General features: G+C 39.0%; 16 protein-coding genes. All 16 read left to right on the top strand.

From position 1 onward, the window contains the following. The first annotated feature begins 26 nt into the window (after window positions 1-26). Window positions 27-884 (top strand): polysaccharide pyruvyl transferase family protein, encoded by an 858-nt coding sequence (locus tag CJF29_RS13005; RefSeq protein ID WP_369689160.1) that lies wholly within the window; start codon window positions 27-29, stop codon window positions 882-884. Window positions 885-1128: 244 nt separating this feature from the next. Further along, window positions 1129-2424 (top strand): D-glycero-beta-D-manno-heptose 1,7-bisphosphate 7-phosphatase, encoded by a 1296-nt coding sequence (gene gmhB / locus CJF29_RS13000; protein WP_099147628.1) that lies wholly within the window; start codon window positions 1129-1131, stop codon window positions 2422-2424. Continuing rightward, entirely contained in the window at window positions 2421-3533 is a 1113-nt protein-coding gene (locus CJF29_RS12995) for a glycosyltransferase (protein WP_099147629.1), read from the top strand. The genes gmhB and CJF29_RS12995 overlap by 4 nt, the downstream gene beginning before the upstream one ends. A gap of 93 nt (window positions 3534-3626) precedes the next feature. Continuing rightward, window positions 3627-4001 (top strand): hypothetical protein, encoded by a 375-nt coding sequence (locus CJF29_RS12990; protein ID WP_413544481.1) that lies wholly within the window; start codon window positions 3627-3629, stop codon window positions 3999-4001. Then, window positions 3995-4330 (top strand): IS66 family insertion sequence element accessory protein TnpB, encoded by a 336-nt coding sequence (gene tnpB / locus CJF29_RS12985; protein ID WP_099147683.1) that lies wholly within the window; start codon window positions 3995-3997, stop codon window positions 4328-4330. Before CJF29_RS12990 ends, tnpB begins: the two co-directional genes overlap by 7 nt. A 68-nt stretch (window positions 4331-4398) precedes the next feature. Continuing rightward, a complete protein-coding gene (tnpC, locus tag CJF29_RS12980; protein ID WP_413544480.1) occupies window positions 4399-6183 on the top strand; it encodes an IS66 family transposase in 1785 nt (594 codons plus the stop codon). A gap of 40 nt (window positions 6184-6223) precedes the next feature. Further along, complete coding sequence (locus CJF29_RS12975; RefSeq protein WP_255299363.1) at window positions 6224-7351, top strand: glycosyltransferase family 4 protein; 1128 nt, start codon at window positions 6224-6226, stop codon at window positions 7349-7351. 108 nt (window positions 7352-7459) lie between these two features. Next, window positions 7460-8755, top strand: a complete 1296-nt coding sequence (locus CJF29_RS12970) for a phenylacetate--CoA ligase family protein (RefSeq protein ID WP_099146661.1) — start codon at window positions 7460-7462, stop codon at window positions 8753-8755. A gap of 150 nt (window positions 8756-8905) precedes the next feature. Beyond that, entirely contained in the window at window positions 8906-10300 is a 1395-nt protein-coding gene (locus tag CJF29_RS12965; RefSeq protein ID WP_074911286.1) for a nucleotide sugar dehydrogenase, read from the top strand. Then, on the top strand, window positions 10300-12162 hold the full coding sequence (locus CJF29_RS12960) for an alginate lyase family protein (RefSeq protein WP_255299364.1): 1863 nt from the start codon (window positions 10300-10302) through the stop codon (window positions 12160-12162). Before CJF29_RS12965 ends, CJF29_RS12960 begins: the two co-directional genes overlap by 1 nt. Window positions 12163-12178: 16 nt before the next feature. Continuing rightward, a complete protein-coding gene (locus CJF29_RS12955) occupies window positions 12179-13375 on the top strand; it encodes a glycosyltransferase family 4 protein (protein ID WP_099146662.1) in 1197 nt (398 codons plus the stop codon). Between the two features lie 125 nt (window positions 13376-13500). Then, the gene (locus CJF29_RS12950; protein WP_255299365.1) at window positions 13501-13866 is read left to right on the top strand and encodes a serine O-acetyltransferase; all 366 of its coding nucleotides are present in this window, start codon (window positions 13501-13503) and stop codon (window positions 13864-13866) included. 114 nt (window positions 13867-13980) lie between these two features. Then, the gene (locus tag CJF29_RS12945) at window positions 13981-15387 is read left to right on the top strand and encodes an undecaprenyl-phosphate glucose phosphotransferase (protein WP_099146664.1); all 1407 of its coding nucleotides are present in this window, start codon (window positions 13981-13983) and stop codon (window positions 15385-15387) included. Window positions 15388-15451: 64 nt separating this feature from the next. Next, complete coding sequence (locus CJF29_RS12940; RefSeq protein ID WP_374693531.1) at window positions 15452-16276, top strand: polysaccharide biosynthesis/export family protein; 825 nt, start codon at window positions 15452-15454, stop codon at window positions 16274-16276. A gap of 9 nt (window positions 16277-16285) precedes the next feature. Then, window positions 16286-18727 (top strand): GumC family protein, encoded by a 2442-nt coding sequence (locus CJF29_RS12935; RefSeq protein WP_099146665.1) that lies wholly within the window; start codon window positions 16286-16288, stop codon window positions 18725-18727. Window positions 18728-19012: 285 nt separating this feature from the next. After that, window positions 19013-20587 carry an ATP-binding protein gene (locus tag CJF29_RS12930; protein ID WP_099146666.1) on the top strand — a complete coding sequence of 525 codons (1575 nt, stop codon included), beginning with the start codon at window positions 19013-19015 and terminating at the stop codon, window positions 20585-20587. Window positions 20588-20598: the final 11 nt, after the last annotated feature.

Here is a 20598-nt window from a genome sequence, read left to right as displayed (position 1 = left end):
GTGTATTTCCAGCCAAACAGTATCCGTTGGGGACTCTTTTAAAGCATCTGATTATTTGGATGGTTTCGAAAAAGATGATAATCAATGGTGTCGGCATTGTTCCTAAAAAGGGATATTGGAATAATTTCCGATTCAATCTTTTTCTTCATATGTTACATTATATTTCTGTTAGAGATGATGTTAGCAAACAATATGCGGAAAGTCTGATAGGAAAAAGAAGATGTGTCAATTGTCATGACTTATATTTCGGAAAAACTCTTTCTTCTGTTTCAAAGAAGAGAGAAGGTGTGTTGGTTTGTTTGGCAAATCCTTTCAGTAAAAATGAGAAGGAGAATTTTTATGTCAATAGTCGTTACTTGAAGTTGGTGGCGCAAGTACAAGAATTGCTGCTGGTGATGAAATTAAAATATGGTCAGCTTACATTTATGCCGTTTTTTCTGGGAAGTGATGAAATATTCATACAGGACGTTTGCCAGCATCCGTCATTGAATCAATCGAAGGTAATTACCCCCTACGTAGATTTTCAGCTTAAGGACGTTGATACTATCTTTTGCCAATATGAAATAGGAGTATGCATGAGATTCCATTCCTTTGTCCTTTCCGTCAGGAATGTACTTCCTTTTGTGGGGATTTGCTATGACCACAAATCGGAATCATTGTTGGCTGAGATGGGGTTAGCCGATGTCGGGGTCAGATATGGGATTCGTAACAGTCAGTTCTTTGGCATAGAACAGGATATTGATAAAGATCGATTGTGCGAATGTTTTCAATATGTTGTGCAAAACGAACGTTCTATTGTAGAGACATTGAACCAATTTAGACAAAAATACCATCAACAGGTAAACGATAATTATAAATCTATCTATTCGATAATTGGTCAATAGTGCTATATTCAAATTAGAATTTGAAGCGGTGCTAATGTGCCGCAAATATAATTCCTGGTGTGGAAACTCCCGAACGTGTCATTTGTGCATTGGGATCAACTGTCGCCGGTGGAGTGAAATAGGAATCTTATTGTATGTATGGAGGTTCACCAATTATAAAATTGAGGAGTAACGTATATCGTGATTTTGATAATGATAAAAATTCCGAAGTCTTTGGATAAAATAACGAAAAAAGAAATTTAAAATGAAGACAGTAATAATGGCCGGAGGACGTGGCACGCGTATTGCTTCTGTGGCAAATGATGTGCCTAAGCCAATGATTAATATATGTGGCAAGCCAATATTAGAGCATCAGATAGACAACCTCAAGGCATGTGGTCTGACTGATATAATATTAGTTATCGGTTATCTGGGTGAAAAGATTAAAGACTATTTTGGGGATGGAAGCCGTTTTGGGGTATGTATTGAATATTTCATCGAGGATCATCCATTGGGAACTGCGGGTGCTTTATTCAAGATGCCCCAGCTTACAGAAGATTTTCTGCTCCTTTGTGGAGATGTGATAATTGACGTGGATTTCAATCGCTTTATAGCATTCCATAAAGAAAAGAAAGCGTGGGCTAGCTTAGTGGCACATCCTAACGGTCATCCTTATGACAGTTCGCTGCTTGTTACGAAGATTGAAGCTCCAAAAATGGCGGGTGGGATGCCTGTAGATACCCATCAGGTGATTTGCTGGATGGCGAAAGAAGATGAACGTCTCTATTATAAAAACCGTGTGAATGCGGGCATCGAGTTGATCTCCCCAGAACTATTGAAGGAGACGATGAAAAATTTTGTACCCCGTCATCCGGAGACTCCCGATAAGATAGACCTCGACCGCGATGTGCTGAAAATAAATATTGGCAGCGGACGTATCTATGCTTATGATACTCCGGAATATGTTAAAGATATGGGTACGCCCGATCGCTTTTTTGAAGTAGAGAATGATATAAAGACCGGCAAGGTGCATGCTCATAATCTAAAGAACCGACAGAAAGCTATCTTTTTGGATCGGGATGGAACTATCAACAAGATGGTAGGATTTATCACCAAGCCCGAGCAATTTGAACTTCTTCCAGGCGTAGCTAAAGCTATCAAGGCTATCAATAAAAGTGGTTATCTGGCTATCGTGATCACTAATCAGCCAGTCATTGCCCGTGGTGACTGTACTTTCGAGCAATTACAGACAATTCATAACAAGATGGAAACGGAACTTGGCAAAGAGGGAGCTTTTGTTGATGCCATCTATGTTTGCCCTCATCATACAGATAAGGGATTTTCTGGCGAACGCCCTGAATATAAGTGTGACTGCGACTGCCGGAAGCCCAAACCGGGTTTGCTGCTTCAAGCAGCAAAAGATTTCAATATCGATTTGTCACAGTCCTATATGATCGGGGATAGTGACAGGGATGTGAAAGCGGGGAAAAATGCTGGGGTGAAAGAGGCGATAAAGGTGGAAAACTTATTGACAGACATATCAGACATCATTAATCGATGAAGAAAAAACTAATATTCGTGAATCCTTTGTGTTATTATGACACAGATAAGACTGTCTTGCGTTATTTATCTAAGGAATATGATGTGACTTGGTATCCCATTACACATCGTACTTCAGTAGAAAAATATAGTGTTGCTGAACTATTGGAATATGCTCAAATGTATAATATTGAATGTATTCCTTGTATATTTAACACTAGAATGCGTTCACTTAAAAATTTTTCTATCTATTATAAGTTGGTGTTTTCTATTAGAAATGCGAATGCAGATTTAGTATATACAAGCACAATCATTTTATATTGGCATATATTTGCTAGTTTATTATTAAACAAGAAGATTGTTATACAAGGCATACATGATGTGGAAATACACTCTGGTGTTAAATCTGGATTGTTATTCTCTGTTATAAATATGTTCCTTTTTAAGGCATACAAGTACTTTGTGACGTATTCAAAAAATCAACAAGAGTTATTACTGGGGAAATACAAAAAAACATCTTATTGTGTAGGAATGAGTAAAAAGAATTTTGGGCAGTCTTTGTTACATCCTCCATTAATTGAAAAAGAAATTCGAGTTTTATTTTTTGGGGGAATTAGTAGATATAAAGGAATAGATCTATTGATAGAAACTTTTGAAAAGTTATGTGTGGATGTGGATAATCACAAGATTCACTTGTCAATATGTGGGCATGGAGAATTTTGGAATCAATGCAAGCAACAAATCCGTACAAGACAGTTGTATAACTTACAAATAAGATTTATTGATAATCAAGAAATACCTGATTTGATGTGTTCTCATCATTTTCTGATATTACCTTATAGGGATGTTACAAATTCAGGTCCCATGATGATTGCTTTGAATTATAATCTTCCAATTATCGCACCTAAAATAGGTTGTTTTAATGATGTATACACAGAAGAAAATGCCGTTTTGTATGCTCCGGAAAAATTATATCAGGCTTTGATTTCTGTTAATGAGATGAAGAATTCAGAATATCTTTCAATGAAGAAATCTTGTTGCGAATTATCTGCTAAATATACAGAAGAAGAAATTGCTGAAAGATATATCAACTTTTTTAGATCTGTCGTAAACGAAAATGTAAACATTTAAATTGCTGAATATGAGTTAGCGTCCAAAAATGCCGTATAGTATAACCGATATAAAATCCAGATCTTTGCTTTCGTTAAATCAAAATCCAAGTTTATGTATAGTTACAATGATTTTGAGCGTCTATTTTTGCGCTATAAATTGGAAGGTATCCCTGCTGGTGTTTCTATTGAGAAATTTTGTATGTCCAACCAAGTTCCTTATAACCTATTTTCCAAATGGTACAAGGATACCCGAAAGAAGATAATTCCTGTTCAGGTTTTGGGTTCTCCCTCAACGGAAGCAGAAGTGCCGGAAAGTCCTTCCTCAATCCGGGAAGTAAAGCCAGAATCGGATCCTCGGCTTTCTTGTCATACCGAACTTCGAATCCTGGTGGATATCCGCATGAGCAATGGTGTTCATCTCAGTCAGAAAAATTTAAGCTACGCAGGTTTGAAAAGCTTAGTGGAGAAACTGGAGGGCTTATGTTGAATATTACAGGACTAAATCGTTTTTTCTTAGTTCGTGATTTTCATGATATGCGCTGTAAATATGATAAGGTCTTATCCATCATCCATCAACAGTTGAACCGTGAGCCTGAGGATGGTGATGTCTTTATCGTGATGTCTAAAGATTTACGTCTGGTTCGTTTGTTCAGCTATGACCGACGGTCTTACAGTATGTTTGAGAAACGTTTCAGACCCGGCTACCAGTTTATGCATGTAACCTGTAATGGTGCTGAAAGTATTTATTCAATCAATTGGCAGGATGTCATCCTCTTGTTGGAATCCCCTGTTGTTAAACGTTTAATAATCAAATAATTATCAATTAAAAAGTAGTAAAAAATTCTTTTATTTCATTGTTTTTTTGTATCTTTGAAGCAACAAAGATGCTGAATATGAATGATTTGGAAAGAATGAAACAGCTTTCTTCCGCAAGGAAATTGAAGGAACGGGAGGAGACTCCTGCACCTTTTGAAGACCCATATTCAGATATGACCCCTGACGAAAAATCAAAAATGATAATAGCGCTGATGGCTGCCCGTGAGCGTGACGCTGAACGGATCCAACGGGACGAGGCTCGCATAGATGAACTGTTGTCCAAGGTTGATGAACTGTTGTCTTTGCAGAGATCGGCCATTGCAGCTGAAAAACAGCTGGACGATTATAAACAGATGAACATCAATCTGTTGTCTAAAATATCAGCTTTGGAAGAGCGGCTTAAAGTCCGTAATAAGAATCTTTATGATGGTAAGAGCCAAAAAGGAATCCATAAAAAGAAGCGTGAGGTCGAAGAGGACCATACACGTGACAAGGATGATTTCGACGGCACTCCCCAATCCCTCGGCTCCTGCTTGCCACAATCTGGTGAGGCTCATGCGCAGGAAGAGGATTTTGAATCAAAATCAAAAGAAGCCCGTCTTTATCGTCAAGGACTTTCTTATCGGACTATGAGCGCTGACAATACGGTTTGTCATAATAGTGATATCCGCCAACTGCCGGCAGGTTCAAAAATCATCAAACGTTTCCGTAAATATGCCTATGAACAGGTAAGCAAGCTTGTCGAGCATGATTACGAGGTTATCCGCTATAAGACTTCGGACGGGAAAATTCATGAAGGCTATTTCCCTTTCAGTGGGCAGCCTGAAATCATTGACGTGGTTCCTGGAACGCACGCTTCCGGTTCTTTTCTGGCTTATCTTGCTTTCAACAAATATGTTCTGGATACCCCTCTTTATCGTGAAATGTACAGATTATCAGGTGAATCAATGCGTTTGAGCCGTATGAGTCTGACCAATTGGTTGGAGAAAGGCTCTACCCATTTCTGCGGTTTGATTGCTTATCTTAAGAATACTTGTTTGGAAAAGGATTCCATCGTGAACTGTGATGAGACCTGGTGCCGGGTAAAGCGTAAAGGCTGCTATAAGAAGAAATACATCTGGTGTCTGGTCAACAAACTGTCAAAAGTGGTTATCTATTGCTACGAGGATGGTTCCAGAGGACGTGATGCCTTGAAGCATATCTTGGGTGACAGCCAGGTGAAAGCTCTTCAGTCAGATGGCTACAATGTCTATCTGTATTTGGATGATCATATGGTCGATATAGAACATCTTTGTTGCATGGCCCATGCCCGTGCGAAGTTCAAGTATGCGTTGGATCAGGGTAATGATAAGAATGCGGCATTCATATTGGAATTGATCGGTGAGCTTTACAAGCTGGAACGCGAGTATGAAGAAGGGCAGTTGTCCCCCGAGCAGATAAAGCTTTGCCGGAATAACTTAAAGACCAAAGAAGTAATCATAAAGTTACGCAGTAAGCTTGACGTCTTGCTCAGTGACGGTCATCCGCCCCGCGGAGAGTTGATGGAGAAGGCAATAAATTATATGAATACTTTTTGGACTCAGCTGTTCGCCTACTTGAATGACGGCTCTTATTCCATCGACAATTCCATTGCCGAACGTTTTATCCGTCCCTTGGCCGGTGAGCGAAAGAACTCGTTATTCTTCGGAAGTGACAGGATGGCACACGTTTCAGCGGTATATCATACCATCATCTCAACCTGTAAGATGCAGGGTGTGTCTGTGCTTGATTATTTCAAGAGATTTTTCAGCGAAATTGTTAAAGGACGTAGGGATTATGAACATTTGTTACCCTTGACAATCGGACTGGAGTAATAACAAATATTAAAAATCAGTATCTTTTTTGACGTTATTTATGAGGGAACCGCCTTGTGGCGGCTTTCCTTGGGGTACACGTCAAAATTGGACGCTAACATTAGTGCAAAATATGAATGCGGAAAATATTTTAACTATAGGTGTTGACTATCGTATAATACGTGGTGGTGTGGCGGCTGTGGAAAATGTGTATAGTACTTTTTACAAGCCATTTAATCATGTCACTACTGTGGTTGATGGAGGACAAGTGAAGAAACTTTTTATCTTATGTAGGGCTTTCTTTCAATTTTTTGGATGGATGCTGTTTCGACCTCAAATAGAAATCGTACATGTGCATGGAGCAAGTAATGCTAGTTTTTGGCGCAAACGTATCTTTATTTATATTGCCAAATCTTTTGGTAAGAAAATTGTGTATCATATGCATGGTGGTGGTTTTGAAACATTCACTCATAAACACGAGTATGCTGTGAGAAAGCTTGTCAGCAGATGTGACGCCATTATTGCTTTGTCTGATTATTGGAAGTTTTTTTTTGAAAAAGAATTGGGGTGCAATCATGTAGAGATAATAAAAAATGTAATTTCTGCACCTCAAAATAGTCATCATTCAACAACGAATCGTTTTACGCTACTTTTCCTAGGTCTTTTAGGACAAAATAAAGGAATATATGACTTGCTTTCTGTTATTGCAGACAATAAGGATGTTTTTAATGGAAAATTACGTTTGTGTATTGGAGGAAATGGAGAAGTGGAGAAAGTTAAGAACTTAATAAAATCATATGGTATCTCTGACATGGTAGAATATGAAGGATGGGTATCAGGAGATAAGAAAACCAATTTACTGAATTATGCCGATGCTTACATACTTCCTTCTTATAAAGAGGGCTTACCTATTTCTATTCTTGAAGCTATGAGCTACGCTTTGCCTATTATTTCCACACCTGTAGGTGGCATTCCAGAAATTGTGAAAGATGGAGTAAATGGATATCTTGTTACACCGGGAAATAAAGAAGAAATTGGTCAGGCAATCAAACTATTGATGGATAATGTGGAAAAGAGAAGAGAAATGGGATGGGTATCGCAACATCTAGTAAAAGAACATTTGCCGATTTATGTGGAGAAGCAATTATGCGAACTTTATAAAAGTATTCTGACAAGTAAAAATAGTTGATTTGTAATTGTTTATAGGTAGTTGTGCTGATTTGCCAATATATTATGTCTAATTCTGAAAACAAAGATTAGAATATGAACTCACAATCCCTATTAAAGACAGCGAAAAATGAGAAAATACATAAAAGAATCTTTGAAGTATCTTTTGCGTACTCGGCTGTTCATCCATAAGTATGTGAATGAAATTAATGCTATGTATGACATGACATCGGAAGAGTTAAAAGCAAGGAATGAGAGACGATTTTTGGAAATATTTAGAAAAGCGTATTATAAGTCTGAATATTATCGGGGACTGTGTCATGCAGAAGGTATTAAGTCAGTTGATGAGATACAGCATTTGGAAGATATAGCAAAATTACCGATTCTTACTAAAGATATGCTGAAAGCTCATGGGGAAGAATTACTGACCCGTCCGAAATGGGGTTTGATAAAAAGTCATACAAGTGGAACAACAGGAACTCCGCTCACTGTGTTTCAGGATTGGGCATCGGTGTGGCGAGAACAGGCTTACTTTGTTTGTTATCGGAAGCGGTGTGGATATAACTATGGTGAACCAATGGTTTCTTTACGTGGAAATTTGGGGAGAAGTGAAATATCTCTTAAGATACATGTAAGCAATACACTTTTTCTTTCCAGTTATAATATCAATGAACAGATGGCGATAACTTATTATCGGTTAATAGAGCATCATCATGCCAAAGCGATAGAGGGATATCCAAGTTCGCTTTACAATTTAGCTTTAGTTTTGCGTGATAAAGGATTCGAATGTCATATTCCAATAGCGTTTACATCTTCGGAGACATTGCATGACTATCAGCGGGCGTTGATTGAGAAAGTATTTAATACACAGATTTATGATCATTATGGTACCACGGAGCGAAGCATCCGTTTGGAGGAATCATTTAATCATGATGGATATTTTGAAGACCCTGGCTATGGTATAGAAGAGTATCATGATGATTATGTGATTTCAACATCACTTATCAATGATGTGTTTCCTCTGATACGATATAAAACTGATGACCGTATTGTTTTAAAATCTGACACTGTTAAGACAAAAGAGTGTTTTATTGATTACATACAAGGTCGGAATGATGATTGTCTCATCTGTAAGGATGGAACGAAAATCGTGCGACTTGGTTTTGTTACTAAGGACTTTGATGAAATAGACAAAACTCAGTTTGTGCAGAAACAGAAAGGTGATGTGGAAATTCGTATTGTATGTAGCCGAACTCTCTCTGAAGAAGTGAAAGATAAAGTGAAGAAAAATTTAGAGGATAGATGTGGGAAAGGGAATATGGATATTGTAGTTCGACAAGTTGATGATAATGAAATTATTTATTCTAGTTCACTTAAGTTTAAATATGTATATTCTGAAATAGGGAGGGGATCGAATATTAGTTAGGTATTATTCTTTAGTCTGATAGGTGAGAAGATATGTCAGAAAAATGTGAATATGAATATTCAACAGATTGATGAGTCAGAGTTGAAATACACAAAACGCAATAAATTGGCTTTAGTCATTAGTAATTTATAAATCTCAATTCAAATAATCATGAACATTAGTATTTTTGGTCTCGGCTACGTAGGATGCGTAGGCGCGGCATGTTGTGCCAAGCTTGGTCACAAGGTGATTGGTGTGGACGTAAACGAGAACAAGGTCCGTCTGATGAACGAGGGTAAACCAACCATTATCGAGGAAGGTATTGCCGAATTGTGTAAGGAAGCCCACGACAAAGGACTGATGTCGGCTACAACTGTAGCAGCTGAAGCTGTTGCTCAAACAGAGGTGTCGTTTATTGTAGTGGGTACCCCTTCGAGCAAAGAAGGACATTTGAACCTAAATTATATCTATACAGTAGCTGGACGTATCGGGAAGGCTTTGAAGAAAAAGTTTGCTGGTGAAAACGCCCCCCAAAACATGCACTTGATTGCCATTCGTTCTACTGTGCTTCCGGGAACAAACCAAAAGGTAAGTGAGATTATCGAACAGGAAAGTGGTTTAAAAAGGGGAGTACACTTCACTGTAGTGAGCAATCCAGAGTTTCTGCGTGAGGGGACGAGTGTGGAGGACTATTTTAACCCGCCATTGACTTTGATTGGCACTGACTCTGAATACGCAGAGCAAGTGTTCCGTGAAATGTATAAAGATATTCACGCTGAGTTTATTTGCACTGATATAAAGGTGGCTGAGATGATGAAGTATGTCAACAATACATATCATGCTTTGAAAATTGTGTTTGGTAATGAGGTGGGTAATATCTGTAAAGGACTGGATATTGATTCACATAAGGTGATGGAGATTTTTTGCAAAGATAAACAGTTGAATATTTCTCCATACTATTTTAAACCGGGATTTGCGTATGGCGGTTCTTGTCTGCCGAAGGATATGAAGGCGTTGAAGACGCTGGCGCATGATTTGTATGTGGATGTGCCTGTTATTAACAGTATTTTCCAAAGCAACGAGATACAGAAGCGCAATGCTGTGCAAACGATTATGAGCAAGGGACACCGTAATATCGGTATCTTGGGACTGAGTTTCAAGGCGGGCACCGATGATTTGCGATGTTCTCCTATCGTGGATGTGGTGGAAAACTTACTAGGGAAGGGGTTCAATATCCGTATTTACGATCGTAATGTAAAAGTGAGTGAATTGACTGGCACAAACAAGGATTTTATTATGGCAAAAATTCCGCATTTGCAGCATTTTGTGACAGATGACTTGGATGTTGTGTGCAGAAACAGTGATGTGTTGGTAGTTACTAATAAAGAGAAGGATTTTGCAGATGTGTTGAAAAATTATCCGAAGAAGATTGTAATTGACTTGGTACGTCAATGGAAAGAGGTGGATTACAATGGTCAATATGAGGGGCTTTCTTGGGGTAATATTAATACTAATGAGGGACAGAACATGGAGTATGTGGAGGATTTTAAACAGACAGAGTTTTAATGAGCAAATGGACTTGGTATGTGAATCGATTGAAAGCTATGAACCTGCAGGAGGTAGTCTGGAGGTTGGAGCAGAAAAAGATTCAAATGAAAGAGAAAAGAAGATTTGGTGGTTATAAAGTGGCTGTGTCTTCTTTTCGTTTCAACAAGACGCTGGAAAAATTGAGGTTTGACTGTGATGCATTAGGGATTTACTTTGGTAATCGTAATTATAGTCTAAATACTTCTATTCATCTGATCGGTGGGTATGATTATAATTCTTATAAGAAGGATTGGACCGTTGGTTTTCAAACGAAGAACTGCTGGGGTGACGAGTTTAGCTACCATTTGAACTATAAACAACGGGATGATATTGGAGACGCACGTACCAATTGGGAACTGAACCGGCATTTTCAGTTTGCTTTGTTGGCAAAGGCCTATTTCGTGAGTGGTGATCGGCAGTATGCTGACTCGTTGGAGGAGTTGTTTACTGATTGGAATGAGAAGAATAGTTTTTTACATGGTATTTCATGGACAAGCGCAATGGAGGTCGCCATCCGCTGTATTCAGTGGACTATTGCTCTTAGTTTTCTTCAAAAAAAAGGTGATATTCTATATGGAGAATTGATGGAGAATATGGAGACGGGTATTGTAAACATGACGGATTATCTTTGCAATCACTACTCACGCTTTTCATCGGCTAATAATCATTTGTTGGTAGAAGCAGCTGCTATTGCTCTGTCAGGGTTTGTTTTTCACCATCAGGCGTGGCAGAAACTAGCTGTTGGCATACTGTCGGAGGAATTGCCAAAGCAAAATTATAAAGATGGCGTAAATAAGGAATTGTCTCTGCATTACCAGACATTTGGCATGGAGGCTTACGGTATCGTAGGGTGTTGTATGTTACATAATGGCGTATGTCTGCCTGATGGATGGAAAGAATGGTTAGGGAGGATGTGTGAGTTTGTAAGTCACTGTTGTTGGTGTGAACAGGCAGTATGTGAATTTGGAGATAATGATGAGGGGAAGATTCTGGACTTGGTTGGGGAACATACCGATCATTATAATTATGTGTTACAGTTGCTTTCATTGGTATTAGGGATGCGCTATCATAGTTTTGAAAAGGTGACCGAAAATGTAGGTTGGTGGTTTAGTTCTGAGTCGATTGACCGGATAAAATCTTTGCCTATATATGACAATTCTCGAAGCCGTTGCTTTAGTGAAGGTGGTAACTCTTTTTTGAGAAGTAGCGATGGAAGTATATTGATAGGTATCGACCATGCGGCACTGGGATTTGGCACTATTGCCGCTCACGGACATGCGGATGCACTGAGTTTTCAGATACTGAAAGACGGAAAAAGAATTTTCACCGATCCAGGTACTTATATCTACCATTGTCAGATAGAGGAAAGAAATATTTTCCGTCGGACTGATCACCACAATACGGTGATGATCAATAGGGAAGAGCAATCGCAGGTTTTGGGGGCTTTTCTTTGGGGGAAGAAGGCGGAAACGAAACTGTTGTCGTATTCGTTCCAAGAAGATGTAGACGAACTTACGGCTAGTGTTACAGGGTTGTGTAGTGTGGTGCACACGCGTACATTTCGTTTTGGACGATCTGAGGGGGTACTACTGATTAACGACCGTTTCGATAAAGATTGTGATTGGACGGCATCTTTCGTGATAGCAAGGGATTATGAACTATCGGTGTCAGATCGTAGGGTAACATGTGATGCATTTACATTGGAGTCGTGTGAAGGAGAAATACGAATAGAGGATATTTTTGTATCGGAGCAATATGGTATAAAAGAGAAATCCAAAGTAATCAGGATCAGAAGTCACTCGAAAAGTAACGATATCAAAATTAGTATCAATTTATTATAGAACATCATTATATCTTATGGATAGAAAAATTTTGATTGTCGTAGAGAACCTACCGGTTCCCTTCGATACACGTGTATGGCAGGAAGCTACTACACTGGCTGCAAACGGATACACTGTATCGGTGATTTGTCCTATTGGCAAAGGCTATGACAAAAAATATGAATTTTTACAAGGAGTACATGTTTATCGCCACAAATTGCCGAAAGATGGCAATGGGGCTTTGGGATATGCACGAGAATATGGGACTGCTCTGTGGCATGAATATCGTTTGGCTAGGAAGTGTTACAAAGAGGTTGGGTTTGATTGCATTCATGGCTGTAACCCGCCTGATGATATTTGGATGATTGCTTGTTTGTTTAAGAAAAAGGGAGTGGACTATATTTTCGATCATCACGACATTTGCCCAGAATTATATGAAGCAAAATTTGGAAAGACTACAGGTATGTTCTATAAAAGTCAGCTATGGCTGGAACGTCAGACTTACAAACATTGCAAATTTGCTTTTGTTACCAATGAAAGCTATAAGAAAATAGCCATTGAACGTGGGGGGATGAAAGCGGAAGATGTATTTGTTTTGCGTAGTGGTCCGAAATTGGAGCGGTTGAAGATACAAGAACCGAAATCAGAAATAAAACGTGGAAAGAAATTCATGGTGGGTTATCTGGGTGTGATTGGACAGCAGGAAGGCATTGAGTATTTACTGAAAGCTGCAAAATATATCAAAGAGTTACCAGGACGTAACGATGTGTTTTGGGGGATTGTTGGGGGCGGTCCCGACTTGGAACGTATGAAAAAGCTCTGTCATGAAATGGGACTTGATGATATTGTCGAATTTACAGGTCGCGTACCGGATCAGAAATTACTTGACTATCTGAATACTGCTGATGTGTGTGTTAACTGCGACGAGTACAATGCCATGAATGACAAGAGTACAATGAATAAGGTGCTTGAATATATGGCATTGGGTAAACCTTTAGTGCAGTTTGATCTGACTGAAGGTCGATATTCAGCACTGGATGCTTCACTTTATGCCGAGCACAATAATGCGAATGATATGGCAAGGAAAATTCTAGAATTGCTTGATAATCCAGAAAAACGTAAATGGATGGGTGAGTATGGGCGTAATCGTGTAATCAATGAATTGGGATGGGAACATACTAGTAAAGCTTTGCTTGAAGGATATGACAGATACTTTAGAAGTAGGGGGAAATAGAGATGATAAATGCGATAAGATTATATAGGATTGCCCGTTGGCTGTATTTGCATCATATTCCTTTTTTACCAAAATTATTGCAGCTTATTACTTTTCTAATGTATAACTGTTCTGTTAGTTATAAAATGTCAATTGGGAGAGGGAGCTTTTTCAACCATGCTGGCATAGGGGTACTGATAAATCCCAAAGTTGTCATTGGTAAGAATTGTAAAATAGGTAACAATGTGTCGATTGTGGGGCAAGGTCCTTATAAGGAATGTCCTAGGAAAGGTAATAATGTCTATATAGGTTCGGGTGTCGTGATACAAGGTCCCGTAATCATAGAAGACAACGTAATTATTGCTCCTAATGCGGTGGTGAATAAGAGCGTGCATACTAATATGGTAGTAGGTGGCATTCCTGCAAAGATTATTGGCGATGTGACAAAATTGGATTATGATATTTTTGCAAATGAATCGTGGAAAGAGGGGCACAAGCCATTTTTGACATGATAATATTTGCCTATTGTAAGCATTTGATTTGAATATCTTAAAACCCTAAGTTTTACTATTGTAATTTGAGACGATAGTATTATGGCTAATTTACATCAATCATAGGAAACATTTATGCAAGAAGTCCAACGTTTCAACAAAGTCCTAAAATCTTTGGTCCTTTTGGGGGATCTTATTTTGCTGAACCTGCTTTTATGGGGATTTAATTTGTTACTGGGTACCCGCTTCTGGTGTATTCATTGCGGTTCTATCTTTCAGGGAATGACTCTTATCACTCTGTGCTATTTACTTTGTAACATGCATTCAGGTGTTATTCTTCATCGTCCTGTGGTGCGTCCTGAACAGATCATGATCCGTGTTTTACGTAACATGGTTCCTTTTGTCTTTTTTTCGGTTTGTGCGTTGCTTGTTTTTCATTTTCATTTTTCTCATTCCCGCTATTTCGGACTGTTTTATGTTACACTGATAATTGTCATTATCAGCTACCGCCTAATTTCCCGTCACTTTCTGGAGCTTTATCGGAAAAAGGGAGGAAATGTCCGCAAGGTAGTATTGGTTGGGAGCCATGAGAATATGCAGGAGCTTTATCATGCGATGACGGATGATCCTACGTCTGGTTATCGTGTAATGGGTTATTTCGAGGATTTTCCTTCGGACTGTTATCCGCAGGATGTTCCATATTTGGGACAACCCAATGAAGTAAGTGTTTTTTTAGAAAAACATGCGGGAGAGATTAATCAGCTTTATTGTAGCCTTCCTTCTGTGCGCAGTGCGGAGATTGTTCCCATCATTAATTACTGTGAAAACCATCTGGTTCGTTTTTTTAGTGTTCCTAATGTCCGTAATTATTTGAAGCGTAGAATGCATTTTGAATTATTGGGTAATGTTCCTGTACTTTCCATTCGTTGTGAACCATTGGAGTCATTGGAGAACCGTATTATCAAGCGTGCCTTTGATGTTGTTTGTTCAGGGCTATTTCTTATTACAGTCTTTCCATTCGTTTATATATTCTTCGGAATCGCCATCAAGTTAAGTTCTCCCGGTCCTGTCTTTTTCAAACAGAAACGCAGTGGTGAGGATGGTCGCGAATTCTGGTGTTACAAGTTTCGTTCGATGAAGGTTAATGCGCAATGTGATACTCTTCAGGCAACAGAAAATGATCCTCGTAAAACACGTATCGGAGAGATAATGAGAAAGACTAGTGTGGATGAATTACCACAATTCATCAATGTGTTGAAGGGTGATATGTCCATTGTAGGTCCCCGTCCACACATGTTGAAGCATACGGAGGAATATTCCAATCTGATAAACAAGTTTATGGTTCGTCATTTTGTTAAACCTGGAATAACGGGTTGGGCGCAGGTAACGGGCTATCGTGGTGAGACGAAAGAGCTTTGGCAGATGGAGGGGCGTGTGCAGCGTGATATCTGGTATATAGAACACTGGACATTCCTGTTGGATTTATATATCATGTATAAGACGGTGTATAATGCTGTACGTGGAGAAAAAGAAGCATATTGATAGGATTAACAATTAACAATAGAAAAGTGATAATTAAAAATTAGGAATGAAAGGGCGTTTAATTATGAATTTAAGAATTATGATGAGAAGACTTAACAAAAGAAATTGGTGGCTATTATTGTTGCCATTCCTATTGGTTGCCTGCCAATCTTATAAGAAAGTACCCTATTTTCAAGATGTGGAAGTGGTGAACGAGGCAAACCAACAAGAGAAATTATATGATGCCAGAATTATGCCCAAGGATTTGCTGACCATTGTGGTGTCATGTACCAATCCTGAATTGGCTATTCCTTTTAATCTGACGGTGGCCAGTAGTGCCGGCTTGGCTGCGAGTACTTCGTCCAATGTGACTACGCAGGCTGCATTGCAACCTTATTTGGTAGATAATGAAGGAAACATAAATTTTCCGGTTTTAGGTGAGTTGAAATTGGGTGGCTTGACCAAAAGGGAAGCAGAACAGTTGATATTGGATAAACTGAAACCTTATATGAAAGAAACACCTATCGTAACGGTACGTATGGTCAATTATAAGATATCAGTCATCGGAGAGGTTGCCCGGCCGGGTACTTTTACTATCTCTAATGAGAAAGTGAATCTGTTGGAAGCGTTGGCCATGGCCGGGGATATGACGGTATATGGCCTTCGTGATAATGTAAAGTTGATTCGTGAGGATGCAAACGGCAAACAGCAGATTATAACCTTAGACTTAAATAAGGCGGAAACTATTCTTTCGCCTTACTATTGGTTACAACAGAATGATATTGTTTATGTAACTCCCAATAAAGCAAAGGCTCGAAATTCGGATGTAGGCAACAGTACCAGCCTCTGGTTCTCTGCTACCTCTATTTTGGTATCCGTTGTCAGCCTACTAGTAAATATCTTAAAATAATGATTTGTAATGAAAGAAACAGATTTCAACGAAGCACAAGAATCTAAGGAAGAAAATATAGACATCAAGGAACTGCTGTTTAAATATGTGATTCACTGGCCTTGGTTTGTGGGAGCGGTTGTGGCGTGTTTGATTGCGGCATGGATCTATCTTTATATGTCCACTCCCGTATATAATATTTCCGCTACGGTTTTAATAAAGGATGATAAAAAAGGGGGTAGCGCCGGAATGCTTTCCGGATTGGAGAGCTTGGGATTGGATGGTATGATCTCTCCCTCACAGAATATTGATAACGAGATTGAAGTTCTCCGTTCAAAGACTATCGCTAAAGAGGTGGTTGAGAACTTGGGCCTCTATATCTCTTATACGGATGAGGATGAATTCCCTTCTAAAAATATGTATAAGACTTCACCTGTGCAAGTGAGCTTGACTCCACAGGAAGCTGATTTGCTGGAGAAACCGATGATTGTGGAGATGGCATTGCAGCCACAAGGAGGTATGGATGTGAATGTGAAGATAGGCGATGATGAATATCAGAAACATTTTGAGAAGTTGCCGGCTGTTTTTCCTACCGATCGGGGAACACTGGCTTTCTTTCTGACACCGGATTCAATATTGCCATCTAAGAAAGCGTCAGAGGAAATAGTGGGTGTGGAAAGAACTGTACGCAATATTACGGCAACAATTAATAAGCCTTTGGCTGTAGCGAAAGGGTATTGTGGGAATATGACTATTGAACCTACTTCCAAAACCACTTCTGTGGCCGTCATATCATTGAAAAATTCAAATGTACAGCGCGGCAAGGATTTTATCAATAAGTTATTGGAGATGTATAATATCAATACGAATAATGATAAGAATGAAGTTGCGCAGAAAACAGCAGAATTTATCAATGAACGTATTAGTATTATTTCTAAAGAACTGGGCAGTACGGAAAAGGATCTGGAAAGTTTCAAACGTGGGGCGGGTATTACGGATTTGACCAGTGATGCACAGATCGCTTTGACGGGTAGTGCTGAATATGAAAAGAAGCGTGTGGAGAATCAAACCCAGATTAATCTGCTGCAGGATTTGCAGAAATATATGCAAAATGAAGGTTATGAGGTTCTGCCTAGTAATATCGGATTGCAGGATGTGAATCTTGCGGCTGCCATCAACCGTTATAATGATGTGCTTGTTGAGAGAAAACGTTTGCTGCGTACATCAACGGAGAATAATCCTACCATTATAAATCTTGATACCAGTATTAGTGCAATGAAAGAGAATGTCCAAGTATCTTTAGACAGGGTGTTGCGTGGATTGTTTATCACAAAGGCGGATCTGGATCGTGAAGCGAACCGTTATTCCCGTCGTATTAGTGAGGCACCTGGTCAGGAGCGTGAGTTTGTGAGTATTGCTCGCCAACAGGAGATAAAGGCCGGACTTTATTTGATGCTTCTTCAGAAGCGTGAAGAGAATGCGATAACTCTGGCTGCTACAGCCAATAATGCGAAGATTATAGATGAAGCGATAGCAGATGAAGCTCCTGTATCTCCTAAGGGTAAGATGATTTACTTGATTGCTTTAGTATTAGGAGTCGGAATTCCGGTAGGGGTTATTTATATGCTCGAATTAACCAAGTTTAAAATAGAGGGACGTGCAGATGTAGAAAAACTCACTAGTGTACCTATTATTGGTGATATCCCATTGACCGATGAAAAGCAGGGGGCTATTGCTGTATTTGAGAATCAAAATAACCTGATGAGTGAAACCTTCCGCAATATCCGGACGAATCTTCAGTTTATGCTTGAAAATGACAAGAAGGTGATTCTGGTTACTTCTACGGTTAGTGGTGAGGGCAAATCTTTCATTTCTGCTAATCTTGCTATTAGTCTTTCTTTATTAGGGAAGAAAGTAGTAATCGTTGGTCTTGATATTCGTAAACCGGGCTTGAATAAGGTATTTAATATTCCAAGAAAAGAAGTTGGTATAACTCAATATTTGGCCAATCCGGAAAAGAATTTGATGGATTTAGTACAGCTTTCCGATGTCAGTAAAAATCTGTATATTCTTCCCGGTGGAACAGTTCCTCCTAATCCTACCGAATTATTGGCTCGTGATGGACTGGATAAAGCGATTGAAACTCTTAAGAAGAATTTTGATTATGTGATTCTGGATACAGCTCCTGTTGGTATGGTAACTGATACCTTGTTGATAGGACGTGTGGCTGACCTGTCTGTTTATGTCTGCCGTGCAGACTATACTCACAAGAATGAGTATACTTTGATCAACGAACTTGCTGATAAAGATAAATTACCTAGCCTGTGTACTGTAATCAATGGTTTGGATCTGAAGAGAAGAAAGTACGGTTATTATTATGGTTATGGTAAATATGGCAAGTATTATGGCTACGGTAAGCGATATGGCTACGGTTATGGATATGGAGAACAATCTCATACCAAGGAAGACTAAAGCCATTAATGACCGATATTTTTTAAGTTAATAATGTCATAGAGTACTTTTAATACTTTACACGAAAGTGAGATGGAACATGTAGGTCCCTAACTTCATGCTACACACATGAAGACCCCTACATTTTGTGGTCAGGAAATACACAGCGGTGTATTCCTGATCAACGCCCTCATGTCGGTGTAAATCCGATGTGATTTCTATTATATCAACCGTCTGTGAAGATAGTTGATATTTTTTTTGTAAAGCAATGACTGATGGATATTTTTTAGTAGCTTTGTGAAAAATATGATTGATATGGAAGATTTGCAAAGACTATATCCTATCGGGATACAGACATTCTCGAAGATACGGGAGGGGAATTACCTCTATATTGATAAAACGGAATATGTTTACCGGATGACTCATTCGGCTTCCAGCTATATGTTTTTGAGCCGTCCACGACGTTTTGGGAAATCATTACTTACTTCCACGCTGCATAGCTATTTCTCCGGTCGTAAGGAACTGTTTCATGGATTGGCTATGGAGAAACTGGAGAAGGAGTGGACGGAATATCCGGTACTTCACTTCGATATGAGTATGGCGAAACATGTGGATAAAGGAGGATTGGAACGTCTTCTTGATTTTATGCTTGCTGAATATGAACGTACGTTTGCTATTAACGCAGTAGAGGGGGATGCCAATCTACGCTTAGTTAATCTTATTAAGCGTGCTTATGAGCAAACAGGTAAGAAGGTGGTTGTGCTTATTGATGAATATGATGCTCCTTTGCTTGATGTAGTACACGAATCGGAAAATCTTGGTGTTTTGCGCAATATTATGCGTAACTTCTACAGTCCGTTAAAAGCTTGTGATCCTTATTTGCGTTATGTATTTCTGACTGGTATTACTAAATTCTCACAATTAAGTATTTTTAGTGAGTTGAATAATATAAAGAATATTAGTATGGATGAGCCATACGCTGTTATCTGTGGAATTAGTGAAGATGAGATACGTTTGCAAATGAAGGATGATTTGGAAGTATTGGCAAAGAAATTGGAGATAACACCTGAAGAGGCTTTGATGAAATTGAAAGAAAATTATGATGGTTATCATTTCACTTCTCCTTCGCCCGATATATATAATCCTTTCAGTTTGCTAAATGCTTTTGCAGATGGAAAATTTGGATCTTATTGGTTTGGTAGCGGTACGCCTACATATCTGATAAATATGTTGGAGAAGTTTGGCGTAGAACCTTCCGAAATTGGAAATAATAGGGTTTCGGTCGAGGATTTTGATGCACCAACAGAAAGGATGACAAGTATTATCCCGCTGCTATATCAAAGTGGCTATATCACTATTAAGAATTATGATGAGGAATTAGACTTGTATACATTGAATATTCCTAATAAGGAAGTGAGAATAGGCCTGATGAAAAGTCTTCTTCCACATTATGTCGGTAGTAAAGCTCCGGAAACCACGACAATGGTGGCGTATCTTTCCCGTGATATCCGTAATGGGGATATGGATACTGCATTACGCCGTTTGCAAACGTTCCTGTCCACTATACCGCAATGCGATAATACGAAATATGAAGGACACTATCAGCAGGTTTTTTATATCATATTTAGTTTATTAGGGTATTATGTGGATGTGGAAGTTCGTACTCCTCGTGGACGGGTAGATATAGTACTTCGTACGAAGACTACATTGTATGTGATGGAACTGAAACTGGATAAAAGTGCGGGTGAAGCGATGGAGCAAATTGATTTGAAGAATTATCCGGAACGCTTTGCTTTATGTGGATTGCCTGTCGTAAAGGTGGCTGTCAGTTTTGATAGCGAACGGTGTACGATTGGGGGCTGGGAGATTATAAATGCTTAAGTATGTGAAAA

The organism is Bacteroides celer (genome assembly GCF_002632415.2).
Taxonomy (GTDB): domain Bacteria; phylum Bacteroidota; class Bacteroidia; order Bacteroidales; family Bacteroidaceae; genus Bacteroides.
This window is presented reverse-complemented; position numbering and strand designations above follow the sequence as displayed.

Coding starts and splice junctions, on each gene's coding strand:
- CJF29_RS12990 (WP_413544481.1), top strand. CDS start 3,627: ATGTATAGTTACAATGATTTTGAGCGTCTATTTTTGCGCTATAAATTG.
- CJF29_RS12950 (WP_255299365.1), top strand. CDS start 13,501: ATGTCAATTGGGAGAGGGAGCTTTTTCAACCATGCTGGCATAGGGGTA.
- CJF29_RS12960 (WP_255299364.1), top strand. CDS start 10,300: ATGAGCAAATGGACTTGGTATGTGAATCGATTGAAAGCTATGAACCTG.
- CJF29_RS12965 (WP_074911286.1), top strand. CDS start 8,906: ATGAACATTAGTATTTTTGGTCTCGGCTACGTAGGATGCGTAGGCGCG.
- tnpC (WP_413544480.1), top strand. CDS start 4,399: ATGCTGAATATGAATGATTTGGAAAGAATGAAACAGCTTTCTTCCGCA.
- CJF29_RS12970 (WP_099146661.1), top strand. CDS start 7,460: ATGAGAAAATACATAAAAGAATCTTTGAAGTATCTTTTGCGTACTCGG.
- CJF29_RS12935 (WP_099146665.1), top strand. CDS start 16,286: ATGAAAGAAACAGATTTCAACGAAGCACAAGAATCTAAGGAAGAAAAT.
- CJF29_RS12975 (WP_255299363.1), top strand. CDS start 6,224: ATGAGGGAACCGCCTTGTGGCGGCTTTCCTTGGGGTACACGTCAAAAT.
- CJF29_RS12945 (WP_099146664.1), top strand. CDS start 13,981: ATGCAAGAAGTCCAACGTTTCAACAAAGTCCTAAAATCTTTGGTCCTT.
- CJF29_RS12995 (WP_099147629.1), top strand. CDS start 2,421: ATGAAGAAAAAACTAATATTCGTGAATCCTTTGTGTTATTATGACACA.
- gmhB (WP_099147628.1), top strand. CDS start 1,129: ATGAAGACAGTAATAATGGCCGGAGGACGTGGCACGCGTATTGCTTCT.
- tnpB (WP_099147683.1), top strand. CDS start 3,995: ATGTTGAATATTACAGGACTAAATCGTTTTTTCTTAGTTCGTGATTTT.
- CJF29_RS12955 (WP_099146662.1), top strand. CDS start 12,179: ATGGATAGAAAAATTTTGATTGTCGTAGAGAACCTACCGGTTCCCTTC.
- CJF29_RS12930 (WP_099146666.1), top strand. CDS start 19,013: ATGATTGATATGGAAGATTTGCAAAGACTATATCCTATCGGGATACAG.
- CJF29_RS12940 (WP_374693531.1), top strand. CDS start 15,452: ATGAATTTAAGAATTATGATGAGAAGACTTAACAAAAGAAATTGGTGG.